At 53.5% G+C, this 12,815-nt stretch carries 14 protein-coding genes and 1 other RNA gene; 4 read left to right on the forward strand and 11 right to left on the reverse strand.

The window, feature by feature from the left end; translation table 11 throughout:
- Positions 1 to 322 precede the first annotated feature (322 nt).
- Both EKM97_RS08915 and EKM97_RS08920 read left to right on the forward strand, forming a co-directional pair.
- Positions 323 to 1,072, forward strand: coding sequence for a hypothetical protein (locus tag EKM97_RS08915; protein WP_125572058.1), 750 nt, complete (start codon positions 323 to 325; stop codon positions 1,070 to 1,072).
- A gap of 36 nt (positions 1,073 to 1,108) precedes the next feature.
- Entirely contained in the window at positions 1,109 to 1,669 is a 561-nt protein-coding gene (locus tag EKM97_RS08920; RefSeq protein WP_125572059.1) for a hypothetical protein, read from the forward strand.
- A gap of 63 nt (positions 1,670 to 1,732) precedes the next feature.
- On the opposite strand, the gene ssrA is transcribed toward EKM97_RS08920, so the two are convergent.
- Positions 1,733 to 2,100: a transfer-messenger RNA gene (gene ssrA, locus EKM97_RS08925) on the reverse strand.
- A 150-nt stretch (positions 2,101 to 2,250) separates the two neighbouring features.
- Here ssrA and EKM97_RS08930 point away from each other — a divergent pair.
- Together EKM97_RS08930 and EKM97_RS08935 are read left to right on the forward strand one after the other, a co-directional pair.
- Positions 2,251 to 2,973 carry a response regulator transcription factor gene (locus tag EKM97_RS08930; RefSeq protein ID WP_125572060.1) on the forward strand — a complete coding sequence of 241 codons (723 nt, stop codon included), beginning with the start codon at positions 2,251 to 2,253 and terminating at the stop codon, positions 2,971 to 2,973.
- Complete coding sequence (locus EKM97_RS08935; protein ID WP_125572061.1) at positions 2,974 to 4,446, forward strand: sensor histidine kinase; 1,473 nt, start codon at positions 2,974 to 2,976, stop codon at positions 4,444 to 4,446.
- A 79-nt stretch (positions 4,447 to 4,525) separates the two neighbouring features.
- Here the strand turns inward: EKM97_RS08935 and EKM97_RS08940 are convergent, their stop codons facing one another.
- The 10 genes from EKM97_RS08940 to EKM97_RS08985 all read right to left on the reverse strand — a co-directional run bounded on the left by EKM97_RS08940 (position 4,526) and on the right by EKM97_RS08985 (position 12,675).
- A complete protein-coding gene (locus EKM97_RS08940) occupies positions 4,526 to 4,981 on the reverse strand; it encodes a hypothetical protein (protein WP_125572062.1) in 456 nt (151 codons plus the stop codon).
- Complete coding sequence (locus EKM97_RS08945) at positions 4,978 to 6,168, reverse strand: acetate/propionate family kinase (RefSeq protein WP_125572063.1); 1,191 nt, start codon at positions 6,166 to 6,168, stop codon at positions 4,978 to 4,980. Before EKM97_RS08945 ends, EKM97_RS08940 begins: the two co-directional genes overlap by 4 nt.
- Positions 6,169 to 6,188: 20 nt before the next feature.
- On the reverse strand, positions 6,189 to 7,199 hold the full coding sequence (locus EKM97_RS08950) for a class I SAM-dependent methyltransferase (protein ID WP_125572064.1): 1,011 nt from the start codon (positions 7,197 to 7,199) through the stop codon (positions 6,189 to 6,191).
- Positions 7,200 to 7,518: 319 nt separating this feature from the next.
- Complete coding sequence (locus tag EKM97_RS08955; RefSeq protein ID WP_125572065.1) at positions 7,519 to 7,962, reverse strand: hypothetical protein; 444 nt, start codon at positions 7,960 to 7,962, stop codon at positions 7,519 to 7,521.
- Positions 7,963 to 7,981: 19 nt separating this feature from the next.
- Positions 7,982 to 8,269 (reverse strand): hypothetical protein, encoded by a 288-nt coding sequence (locus EKM97_RS08960; RefSeq protein ID WP_125572066.1) that lies wholly within the window; start codon positions 8,267 to 8,269, stop codon positions 7,982 to 7,984.
- The gene (locus EKM97_RS08965) at positions 8,269 to 8,685 is read right to left on the reverse strand and encodes a hypothetical protein (protein ID WP_125572067.1); all 417 of its coding nucleotides are present in this window, start codon (positions 8,683 to 8,685) and stop codon (positions 8,269 to 8,271) included. Before EKM97_RS08965 ends, EKM97_RS08960 begins: the two co-directional genes overlap by 1 nt.
- A gap of 41 nt (positions 8,686 to 8,726) precedes the next feature.
- Entirely contained in the window at positions 8,727 to 9,068 is a 342-nt protein-coding gene (locus tag EKM97_RS08970; RefSeq protein WP_125572068.1) for a prepilin-type N-terminal cleavage/methylation domain-containing protein, read from the reverse strand.
- Between the two features lie 2 nt (positions 9,069 to 9,070).
- A complete protein-coding gene (locus EKM97_RS08975) occupies positions 9,071 to 10,039 on the reverse strand; it encodes a type II secretion system F family protein (protein WP_125572069.1) in 969 nt (322 codons plus the stop codon).
- 82 nt (positions 10,040 to 10,121) lie between these two features.
- On the reverse strand, positions 10,122 to 10,925 hold the full coding sequence (locus tag EKM97_RS08980; RefSeq protein WP_125572070.1) for an ATPase, T2SS/T4P/T4SS family: 804 nt from the start codon (positions 10,923 to 10,925) through the stop codon (positions 10,122 to 10,124).
- 103 nt (positions 10,926 to 11,028) lie between these two features.
- Positions 11,029 to 12,675 carry a peptide ABC transporter substrate-binding protein gene (locus EKM97_RS08985; protein WP_125572071.1) on the reverse strand — a complete coding sequence of 549 codons (1,647 nt, stop codon included), beginning with the start codon at positions 12,673 to 12,675 and terminating at the stop codon, positions 11,029 to 11,031.
- Between the last annotated feature and the right edge of the window lie 140 nt (positions 12,676 to 12,815).

The raw sequence follows: 12,815 nt of genomic DNA on the forward strand, positions 1-12,815 counted from the left end.
CGCGTAGCCCTCAATCGCGGAATCCAAGCGCACCCGCGCCGGAGTTGCCAACCACCGCCTTACGGCGGTATGAAAACGGCTTAAAGTGCAAAGCGCGCCCTTGCGGGCGCGGACTTACACTGACGGACAGCGACAGTAGCGTGGCCTCGAACGTTTAGGTTATTATATTGAGTAATCTGCCTGTCACATTTGATTAGCAGTGTGCACCAATGAATATGACGATAATTTTGGGCAAAAGGTGCGCAGCGGCGCGGCTTTCGCATTTATAATTCATAGTTTGTTCAAAATTGGCTTCTATACTGTTTAACAACGGGGTGACAAAATGCGTTTTATTGAACGAATTATCATGGGTTTGGGTTATCACAAGCGTGTTCACCTGCTTACCCTGCTTAGCGCGATTCTTTTCACCGCAGCCGGTCTGTTTTTCCAAACCAACCTGCGGCTCGAAAACCTCAGCGCGAGCAACTTCTCAAAACATCTGAATCAATTCTCGCCGCAAGCCGTCAGTGCGGTCAGTCGGGCGAGCAAGGCTGTAACCAATGCCCACCGTCTGCAGCAACAAGCGTACATGCTGGGCTTCTGGATTGCACTGGCTGTCTTCATCGTGCTCACCATCATCATTGCCATCACCATGATGAAGACCCGTCGCGGCGAAGCAACCGCCTACCTGCTAGCCGACCGGACCAAGACTGATATTTCACTGCAGTCAGCGCTCGAGTCGCTCATTGCATTCGTTGTCGGGTTTTCCGCGACCACCTTGCTGAGCCTCATTCACACTAACTACTTCTCAAATCTGATTGCGCATTTAAATCGGCAGGCGTTCGCCCGCAAGTTTGTTGCACTTGACGGCTTAAAGCTGAAAGCCGCCAGCAAGCAGCTCACAAAGCTGTTCACGGGCAAAATTACCGACTTTAACCTTCATGGTTTGCTGTATGGTCGCGGTCAAGCCGATCACTTGCTTGATGGTCTGAGCGGGTACACGGTGACCTTCGCGTTCGGATGTGCCGCGGTGCTCCTCATTCACTTCTTCATTGCGTTCATGCACACCTACCGCATTCAAAAATCACTTTAGCTTTTTAACCTCTGGTCAAGAAAGGAGACGCTCGTTATGTTCTTTAAAGCAAAAACCCTTGGTGGTGGTCGCATTAACACCGCCTTCAATGAACCGGGCGTCTACTTTGTGGCCGCACCCAATGCTGAGACTGCCGAAAAACAGATTCGTACCTACGGGCGCACGCTCGGCCAGACCGAAATCGGCCATAATTTCGGCTATATCAGCAGCAATTCCGCACTCGTCCCGTATCTCAACGTGAAGGCGAACCTGTTCATCCAGGGGCGCGAGCACGACCTCGATATTCTGCCGCGCTTCATGCTGGACGACCCCCTGTTTCTTGGGCAGAATTCTCGTGCACTCACGCCTGTTGGCCGCTTGTACGTCGAGTTCTACCGCAATGTTCTCGGCGGCAAGCGCTACATCGTGATTGCGGACTTACTGCACGCGATGACGCGCGCTACCGTCAACAAACTGCTGACAGACTTCGGCGAAACCGCGCAGCATCTTGGTATCAGCGTACTGCTGTTCACAAGCGACGACACCCTGATTCGCGATCATCCGGGACGCGCGTTCGCTGCGGCACCAGAACTGCTGGAAACGGATCAGGCCGGCTAAAGTCCCGGAATGAATTTTGGCCAAAAAAAGAAGCGCTGAATATTCAACGCTTCACTAGTGCTGGTATGGAGGTGAGGGGAATCGAACCCCTGTCCACCGACCCCACCAACACGCAGATCTACACTCATAGTTGCCCTATTTGGATTTAGCACGGTGGGCGCGCCGGGTAGCAAGGCTAACCCCACGGTGCGAACCTGATTAGCTCTTGTTAGCACCTCAGGTGGCTGGCACTAACCGTAGCCCAATTAATTTGAGACCCAGGTCCGACCCTTGGGCGAAATCGGTTGGATCACGCTTAGCTACTTATTAGGCAGCGAGGGCGTAAGAGTTTTCGTTCTTTGCAGTTAATAAACTGTGCCGTTGATGACGAAGCCGAGCCCTCCGGAGTGCACCACATGCGTGGATGCCGATGTCGAGACCATTACACCCCCGACAATGTGCAAACCATACATTAGCATCAATTTTTCGCTTTGTCAAAAGCGTTGTAGGCGCTACAATGAGAGCAAAGGTCGCATTCTGCGTTAACATTTTTCTACTTGGAGAGTAATATCGCGATTACAGCGAAAAAAGGAAGGTTTTTTTTGAAAATTCTGATGATTGAAGATAACCAGTCCGTTGCCCAAATGATGGGCATGTTCTTCCAGAAGGAAAAATGGGAGTACGCCAATGCTTACGACGGTGAAGATGGCCTCGCCCAATTCAAGGAAGCACCCGACGATTGGGACATCATCACACTGGACCTGAACCTACCCAAGATGGACGGCATGGAAGTCGCCCGCCACATCCGTGAAATTAGCCGGACAGTGCCACTGATCATGCTGACCGCCCGTGATAGTGAAAGCGATCAAGTGCTGGGGCTGGACATTGGGGCTGACGATTACGTCACCAAGCCCTTCTCCCCAATGACCCTGATTGCCCGCATCAAGGCTCTGCACCGGCGCGTGGACATTCAAGAAGTACCCGCAGCAGCTGCAGAAGAGGCCGATGACGACTTTGATGTTAGCACCAAGCACTTCCGGCTCAGCACCAAGACCCGGGAGGCTTACTTGGATGATCAGCAGATTGAAGGGCTGACACCAAAGGAATTTGACCTTTTGCGCACCCTCGCCCGCAACCCCAAGCAGGTCTTCTCGCGTGAACAACTACTCCAGCTGGTCTGGGAATACGAATACTATGGTGACGAGCGTACGGTGGACGCCCACATCAAAAAGCTGCGGCAAAAGATCGAAAAAGCCGGCCCTCAGGTCATCCAAACCGTTTGGGGTGTCGGTTACAAGTTCGATGATTCGGAGCTCGATAAATAAATGAAGCTTATTTATCAGCAAATGCTGAGTTTCCTGGCGATGATTATTGTTGCCCTCTCCGTTGTGTCCCTGCTATTTATTCAAACCACCAGTAACAACGCCTGGGAGAATAATTTTCGCCAGCTCGCCAATTACACCACCACCATTGAACAAAACGCCATCCTCAGCGACGGCACAATGAACAACGCCTTCCTCGATAACAGTGAGCAAATCCTGTCTGGCCAGCGCATTCAGTTCGTCATTTACGATTCCAAGAACTGGACCCGCTACCCCCAAACTTCTAGTCAGGGTATCTCCAGTACCTACTGGAAAAAACTCAAAAAAGGCGAAGACGTAAACCTGCGCACCTCCGTCCGGGTGCCGGATCGCAATGGTAAAGGCACCTGGCGCACCCAAAACATGACCATTTACTACCGGCCAATTTTCTACTCCGGTAAGCTGGCCTATGTAATTGGCGCGCTCTCCCCCGTTGACACCATCCAGGCCTCCATCAACAAGACGGAGCGCAACGTGTTCATCGGGTTCGTGATTTCCGCCATCGCCGCCATTATACTGAGCTACTTCCTGGCCCAGTACCAAGTACGCAAAATTAACCGCCTGCGCCGTGCGACACATGAAATCGCTCAAGGCAATTATGACGTGAAGATTAAGAAGACCGGGAACGACGAAATCAGCGAACTCGCCAATGACTTCGGCGAAATGACCACCTCTTTGCAAGAAAGCCAAGAGGAAATCAAACGGCAAGAAGACCGGCGCCGCCAGTTCATGGCCGACGCCGCGCACGAAATGCGCACCCCGCTAACCACTATCAACGGTTTGCTCGAGGGTCTCGCCTACGATGCGATTCCTGAAGACATGCGCGCCAAGAGTATCGAACTGATGCGCAGTGAGACCAACCGCCTCATTCGCCTCGTGAATGAAAACCTGGACTACGAAAAGATTCGTAGCAACCAGATTGTCTTGATGCGTAACACCTTCAACGCCAGCGACGACCTCAATAACGTGGCCAGCCAGCTGCAAAAGAAGGCGGATGAAGCCGGCGACACCATCACGGTCAATACGCCAGCTGAATTACCCGTCTACGCGGACCACGACCGTTTCGTCCAGGTCATCTTCAACATCATGCAAAACGCGATTCAGTTCACCCAGAACGGATCAATCACGGTTACCGGGCGGCGTGCTTATCACCAGTCCGAATTCGTAATTAGTGATACTGGGATTGGGATGACTGAAGAGCAGGTCAAGAACATCTGGGAACGCTACTACAAGGCAGATCCTTCCCGTAAGAACACAAAGTACGGTGAATCCGGACTCGGGATGGCCATCGTGCACCAGCTCGTCCAAGTGCACGGCGGAACCATTAAAGTCGATAGCACTGAGGGTAAGGGCACGACCTTCACGGTCACCTTCCCTGATGAAGACACCGCACCTAAGAAAACAAACGAAGCGGCTGACAAGAACAGTCAGGCGTAAACGAGAAAAACCACCGCAGCACGACTGCGGTGGTTTTTTGCGTCTGCAAAAAAAAAGCCGGCTACCGCCGACTCTCTTATCATCTAATGATGTTCACTGCCCCAGGGCGCATGTGCTGCTCCAAAAAACGCCCGAGTTCGTCCGCGCTCCGGTTGAAATGCAGGCGACTCACCCGAATGGAACCAACGAATGCTTCAACGACGGTGCCATTCTTATTCACAATGACATCTGCCTTGGTCAGTGCCGACCAAATACGGATGGATCCTAAGCCGGCTACCACGGCCCAAGTAGCCAAGCCCTTGCGCCAAAAACCAAAAACCAGCATCATGCCGGCAATAAAAATTCCCGTCATCCGTGTGTGCAGCGAGCCCGCGTACTGCACCGTCACGAACGTAGTCACCGCCGCAATGGCGAGGAAAAAGATGACCCGCACCCAACTAACCCGTGCCGGAATTTTGACTGTGTTCGCGACAAAAAGCGTCACCACAACGGCCACTGCCAGCACCAACATGTACGTCCAGTCTAATAAACTCATTGGCTGACCGTCCAGACGTCGCGCGCAATCATCAGTTCCTCGTTGGTCGGCACCATCAGCACGCTGATTGGCGAGCCAACCGCGGTCATATCGGTGTCGCCCTTAGCACCGTCGTTCTTGCTTGCGTCTAGGTGCACGCCGAAAACCTGCAGACCGTCAACAATCCGCTGACGCATCGCACTGTCGGCCTCGCCCATCCCCGCCGTGAAGACAAGCGCATCGGTCCCGCCCATTTCGGCGATGTACCCTGCCACGTATTTCACAATGCGGTTAACAAAAATATCAATCGCTAGCTGGGACTCGGGACGACTTTCACGGGTGTTCTCCACTTCGCGCATATCTGGGGATAAACCCGAAATCCCGTAGACACCAGATTCAGTGTTCAAAATTTTGATGACGTCATCGGGATCGGTGAAATCCAGTTTCTTCATCAGCATCGCCACCAGTGAAGGGTCGATGTCCCCACTGCGGGTGCTCATCGTGACCCCAGAGACTGGCGTGTAACCCATCGAGGTATCGTAACTCTTGCCGTTCTTCACTGCGGTAATGGAAACCCCGCTACCCATGTGGAGCACAACCATGTTCAGGTCTTGGATGTCCTTGCCGAGCATTTCCGCCGCCCGACTCGCCACAAAGCGGACACTAGTCCCGTGGGCACCGTACTTGCGCAGACCAAACTGCTTGTAGTACTTGGTGGGAATGCTGTAGAGGTAGTTCACCGGGTCCAAAGAGGTGTGGAAGGAAGTGTCAAACACACCCACCTCGGGTACGCCAGGCAACACGTGCATAAAGGCAGCAATCCCGCGGGCCTCAACTGGGTTATGCAGTGGGGCAAGCTCGCCTAACTTCTGAATCTGATGCAGCTTTTCGTCATCAATCAGGGTCGAGCAGTTAAAAATTTCGCCCCCAGCAACAACACGGTGGCCAACACCACTGATTTCGCTGTAGTCATTGATGATTTTTAACTCCAGAAGCTTCTTGAGTAGCAAGTCCACCGCATCATCGGCACTCTTGATCTCACAGTGCAGTTCGTAACGTTCGCCGTTGTTGTAGTTGATGATGAACTTGGAACGCGGCAAACCGAGTCGGTCCACCATGCCCCCCGCCACCAACTTTTCTTCGGGCATCAGGAACAATTTCCATTTCAGGGTTGAGCTACCAGTATTGACTGCAAGAATTTTAGCCACGATTAGGTTCTCCTCTTTGCTTAGTTAATGTTCTGCTGGTACCAAGTCCGGACATCCGTGATGAATTCCTGGAAAGCCTTCCGGTCGCTCAGGTCTGGGAACTGTCCGAGCAATACCTGAGTTGCCTGCTTACTGCCGGCACCCGGCTTTTGCAAAAGTAGCAGTGACTTCTCAGCTGCTTTGGAGCTAAAGAAATCAGTTGGCATGCCGAGCAGACCTTGGAAGTGGGCGTGCTGGGCAAGCCAAGTGGTCAGTCCTTTGGACTCGTCCGACTTAAAGACTTCAGTCGGCACGAAGAACAGGCCGAGCCCGCCGGGACGCAGCGCGGGCAGGGCTTGCTCCATCAGCAAGTGGTGAGCGTAAGAATGACCACTCTTGGCGGCTGTCTCAAACCCTTTTGCTCGTTCGTCAATTGGGTAGTAACCAACCGGTAAGTCGGAAACAATGGCGTCCAAATCCTTAAACGGCAAGTTGTCGATGGCATCTTGGTGATACAGATCGACATTAATGTCCTGCAGCGCGGCGCTCATGCTGGCCAGTGCGAGCAGGTTTTCGTTGTTATCGACGGCGTACCCGTGCACCTGCGTGTCGCGTGCCGCGGTCAGTTGGTTCATGACCGCGTAGAGCAAATTCCCGCTCCCCGCCGCAATGTCCCCAATGCGGTAAGTTGCCGGCATCGTCGGGGTCATGGTACTAATCAGGAAGCTGGCCAGTGTCGCCAGCGCATCCGGCGTAATCTGCTGATTAGGTTCCAACTGGTCGTGCTCGGCTGCTTTCACCATGACCAGCTGCAGCGCCTGCCGAATTTCATCGGCAGAATAACTGCTCAGATCAACCGAAGCAAAAAGTTCTTTCAGTTTTGCTGTCGTTGCGGCATCCGGCACACCGTCTTCCTGCTGGATGTCCCGCGCGTGCATGTCCTCACCGATTTCAATCAGGGCATCAATCATGCTGGTGTGCAACACGCCATCCAGCAGCGACGTAGCTTGATCCATTACCTTAAATAATGCTTCCAGGTGTTCTTTGGCCAAAATGCCGCCTCCTCGTTTTCAATGAGTACAGTTTACTCAGAAAACGGCACAATTTCAAGAGCTTTTATTTTCATTAAGCGCTGTCTTATGAATGAATAGCGGTTTGTTAAAGCACCAAACTCACTAAGGACGCGCTTTCTTAGAATTCTCAGCACTGTTTTTATTTGCGTGCAGCTGTACCATTAACTGTTCCGTTTTCAAGCGTTCATCCCTGTATTCACCTTGCCAACGGGCAAATTGCAGTACCAATGCAAAACAGATCATTGTAACAACAATCAGCAAAACAAGCGCACTCACGAGTGCGCTTGCCTGCCGTCTTTCACTTAACTGCCACCGGTTTAACATCGCTCGTCAAAACCCCCGAAAATTCCTGACCATCCGTCAAAATCACGGTGTAGTGCACCGTCCCTTCGGCGATTGTGGTCACGTCAAATTGTTTTGCTTTCATGAAAAGCGGCATGTACCCACCAGACCCAGTTGTGACGCGGACCACATCCCCATTAACCTCTGAGTGGAAAAAGCTCACCTCATACGTGGGTGCACCGGCTTTCCCAATCACTAACCTGCGCTCGGTGACCTTCTTCTTCTGGCCGTGTTCAAGCACGTCTTTATTAACTTCTTTCACGCGCACATAACCACCTGCTGCTTTCTCCTCCAAGCCGCGATTGGCGACCAGTGCTTGAACCAAGGCCTCATCGTGGGTACGCAGACCCTGCGCACTTTGTACCACCGGTCGCCAGAGCAGAATAATAAAGGCAAACACCGCCAGCGCCGCTGTGCATTCAATGAGCGTGAACGCCGGCCTGGTAGTGCCATGATTTATGCAACGCCTCAAGCTTAACCGTCACCTCCTGCCCTTGTACCCGCGTTTTGAACTGGTACGCACCCAAATGTTCAACCGTTGCCGTCGTGCCATCAGCGTGCTGCATGCGTGCAGCATTCAGCGCGGCTTGCTGCGCCAGCGCGTCCAGCCGCGCCGGTTCAACCAACTCACTGTGGTAACGGCTAATCATCACGACAGTACTCACGGCCAGCGCAATGACCACGATAGCTGCAAGGTGCTCCACCATTATCCCGCCACTCCGGCGACCTTTTTGATGATTAATCGTCCCCACCCCATTTCGAAGGTCAGCTCGTAATGGTAACCAAGCGTGGAGTTGAGCTTTAATGTCTTGGGCTGAGCAAACATTTTGCCGCCTGAACTCTGCTCAACGCGCGTGTTGTCCATCTTGTCCAGCATCTGAATTGTATCCGGCATCGGAATGTCATTTGCGCGCCAACCATCCTTGTACTTCACTTCGAAGTGCGCAATGTGCTGTGGACCCATAAACTGCAGGCCGCCCGCAGTCAAATTCAGCCGTGATCGTTCCTGCAGTGCACTCCACTCCGTTTGCACCCGGTCGAGGAAGAGTTCTTCGCGCTGCGTTTGCACGTAGCGTTTGCCCACAACAATGCCCAGCAGCAGCATTCCTGTCACTACCACCAATGCCGCGGTCACCTCCAGCATGGTGAAACCTGCACGGCGCACTACTTACTGGTGCTCAGGGTCGGCCGGCCGTTGCTCTGCTGCACCTTTACGTGGTCTTTTTGCAATTCCTGATATTGTTGGGTACTGATCAAGCCGGCATCGAGCAAGCCCTTCACGTCATTGATTGCACTTAACTTACTGCTCTCCATATCGGTCGATTGCACCTCGACTTGGGCATTCACGGTGCTGACCATTAGGCCCACGTCCTTTTGGTGCGCCTGTTCCACTTGCCCCTTCACCGTCAGAATGAGTGCCAACGTGAGCACCACAATAATTGCCAGCGCGGCTAGGACTTCAATGAGTGTAAACGCCGGACGTCGTTTCTTCATGAACTTCTGCATACTTAATATCCCCCAATCACTGAATAAAGTGGCAACAATAAACGGGCGTACATCACCACGATTTGCACACCCAAAACGATAAACATCACGGGCTGCACGAAAGCGAGAATACGCCCCATCTGCGCCTGCAGTTCCGTAAACAGGCCGCGCGCATATGCACCGACCGACCGGGCAAATAGGTGTGGCTCTTGCCCCATTTCCACTAGTTGCACAAAACCGCTGGGCACCAGTGCATCGTCTAAAGCCATGGGCAGACTCACACCGCGTTCAATTTGCTCACCAACCTGATCGCCCAAGGCTGCAAGCGGTCCGTTACCCGTTTCTGCCAGGTAATCACAGTACGAGCCCAGGTCGCGGCCCACGCCTAAGAAACTGGCGGCGCCGAGCACAAATTCGTATTGATAGTACTTTTGCAGCATCCCGCCAACAATCGGAATGTGGCGCAGCAAGCGGTAACGTGATTCTGCAGTCATCCCCTTCACCGTCAGTATCACCAGGAGGGCCACAATCAGCACCACGGCGCACAAAATTAGCTGCGGTAACATCGCCCCGGCAGGTTTAAGGGTCAGCTGTGGCAACACCCAATAGACGATGCCTGCCTGCAAAATGGTCAGCAACACCAATAAGGTACATGGATACGCCAAGAGCGCGCCAACCCGGCCCCGTGATTCTGCTAGGAGCGTGAGGTAATATGCCAATTCCGCCAAGGTGCCGGCCAAATTCCCGTGCTGTCCCGACAAGCCAACCTGCGTACACACCACGGGCATGAAGCCCCCGGCAGTGAAGGCGTTGCTAAGTGCACCGCCCGCGGCCAGAATTGTTTGCAATGCGGTAAATTGGTCCTTTTGCCGTGGATACTGCACCAGCGCAAACTGGAGTGCTTGCGGCAGAGTGAAACCGGAATCCAGCAGTGACGCCAGTGTCCGGCAACACTTGGCCTGCACTTTCAGGGGCATCCGTTTAACCTTCATCGGATGCCTCCTGACTAAGCGTTGCGGTCAGCCGCGCGCCCTTGCCATGTTGCCAGCGCCAGATTTCTAGTTGCGGGGTGATTTATTGACCGAATTGCAACCTGACTTGGGCGGAAACGGCCAGTGCGCCATAGACCAGTTCCGCGGGCACGCCCATCCCGATCAAGCGCAAGGGAACGTCTTGCGGCGACTTAGTGTGCACCGTTGCCATCACAATGCGGCCGGCAAGTGCGGCCTCGCAAGCCGCCCGCGCCGTTTCGGCATCACGCAGCTCGCCAATAATGACCACGTCCGGCCGGTGACGCAAGGTCGCCTTCAGCAAACTGGCGTAAGTCATCCCCGCCGCTACGTTGACCTGCAGCTGCAAAAACTGTGGCTCGGTAATTTCGACCGGATCCTCAATCGTCATCACAATGCGCTCATCCGCCAAGCGCTGCGCGAGCTGATACAGAAGCGTCGTTTTGCCGGCACCAGTCGGTCCGCACACCGTCAAGAGCCCGCGCTGCTCGGCGAGCTGTTGCAGCAGTTGCATCCCAGCTTCACCACTTGCGGTAACAGGCGGCACCGCCGCAATCAGCCGGATGACCATGGACTCACTGTCCTGAAAATCTCCAGCTGCACTAAGACGCAAATAGCAATGTGCGGCATCCAGGTACACGGCACCCTGCTGCACGCGGCGGTGCTCGGACAAATTCATTCCGGCGCGATACTTGAGCAAATTAATCCACACCGTCGCCCGTTCAGTCGCCACCACCTCCGCCAGTGTTTCAATGCCTTCTGGATAACGAATGCGCAGGCGATACCCCCGCCGTTGCGGAAATAAATAAATGTCACTGGCCCCGCGTTTGAGCGCAGTTTTGATAATGCTATCGATGTTCGTCCTCATCACCCCCACGCTAATACATTCTGCAAAATACACAAAAACCCCCGCGCCGAAACGCGGGGGGGCATAAATTTTGTGATGCAAGTCATCGTAGTGCTTAGCGCCCTTACTTGCTAGTCTTATTGCTTGCACCGATATAGTCAACCATGCCGGCTGGTGTGTACTGCAGGTTCTTGACCGTCTTCTTGGTCATGTGCGAGTCACCCACCTGGTACAGCGGGATGGCGCCGACGTTCTTCGCGAAGATGCGGCCAGCGTCCACCAGAGCGGTCCAGCGCTTGGCAGGATCGGCAACGTAAGTCGTGCCCGCCTGCTTCAATGCGGCGTCGAAGTCAGCATTCTGCCACTGCGCGTCGTTGGTCTTGTTGTCGCCGCGGAACAGGTCCAGGAAGCTGATTGCGTCTGGGAAGTCAGGTGCCCAAGCGGTAATCAGCATCTGGAAGTTGTGCGCCGCCCCGAGGGCAACGCGCTGCTTGAACGGAACGGACCGGGCCTTAACCGTCAACTTAGCGTCGCTGCTGCTCAACTTTTCGAAGGCATTTTGCAGGTACTCCTGTGTTGCCTTGGCGCCGTCGGTGTCATCACCGGTCAGCTCGAAGCTAAAGCTCTTCTCACCCAGTTCGGCCATGCCTTCCTTAAACAGCTTGCGGGCCTTAGTCAGGTCGTAGTCGTTGTAGGAACGGGCCTTGCTGCCAAGAGCAGTCACGTAATCGGTGCCCTTGCTGTTGAACATCATGTTCGCCGCAACGACAGACTGAGCCGGCTGTGAGCCATTGCCCAGCACCTTCTTGATGAACTGCTTGCGGTTGATGGCGAGCGAAAGCGCCTGCCGAATTTTGATGTTCTTGAACTCAGGCACCTTGTTGGCGTTTGGCTCCAAGTAGAACACCCCAGTCTGCTTGACGTTGTGGAATTCGGAAGAATTAGAATTCTGCGTTGCCGCATTCCCGCTCAACTTGATGTCATCCAGCTTGCCGTCCTGGAAGAGATTCAGCGCGGTTGTGGCTTCCTTCACTACCTGCGTTGTAATCTTACTAATGTGCACGTTCTTGGCATTCCAGTACTTCGGGTTCTTCGTCACGGTCCAGGTGTTATTCGCACCGGTCCAGTTCTTCAGAATGTAGGGTCCGTTGAAAGTCAGCGTGCTCGACTTAGTCCCGTACTTGTCACCGTACTTGTCGACCTGGCTCTTTTCAACCGGGTCAAAAGTCTGGAGCGTAATCATCGATTCAAAATATGGAATTGGCTTCTCCAGGTTGACCTGGAAAGTGTACTTGCCAATCGCCTTCACGCCGAGGCTGCTGGCGGGTTTCTTGCCCGCCATGATGGCGTCTGCGTTCTTAATGCCACTGTAGATATAGGCATACTGGGACTTAGTGGCTGGGTCAACCGCCCGCTTCCACGCGTAAGCGAAATCCTGTGCCGTGACCGTCTTGCCGTCGGACCACTTGGCGCCCTTGCGCAAGGTGAAGGTGTAGGTCAAGTTATTGTTCGTAACCTTTGCCATTTTGGCCGCCATATCTGGCTTCAGTTTCTTGCCATCATAGCGGTAGAGACCAGCATAAGTATTAAGCATGGTCTGACCGGAAATAATGTCGGTCGCCAGTGCCGGATCCATTGTCTGAATGACGTCGGATTCCATAATCTTAAAGCTTTGCTGCTTACTTGCGGATTGCTTACTGCCACCACAACCGGCTAGGACCGCTACCGAGCCGAGTGTCACTGCTGCGAGCACAACTTTCTTCTTCAACATCACGACACCTCCTATTGATTGTTGTATTATATCATTAGAATCACAGTGAATCACGTTATTTACTCACTTATTTTTAATTTTATTTCACGAGTCACACACACCTGTCCATTAAACTGCGACACAATCAACGGGCGCGCCGC

Source organism: Lacticaseibacillus songhuajiangensis (genome assembly GCF_003946025.1).
Lineage (GTDB): Bacteria > Bacillota > Bacilli > Lactobacillales > Lactobacillaceae > Lacticaseibacillus > Lacticaseibacillus songhuajiangensis.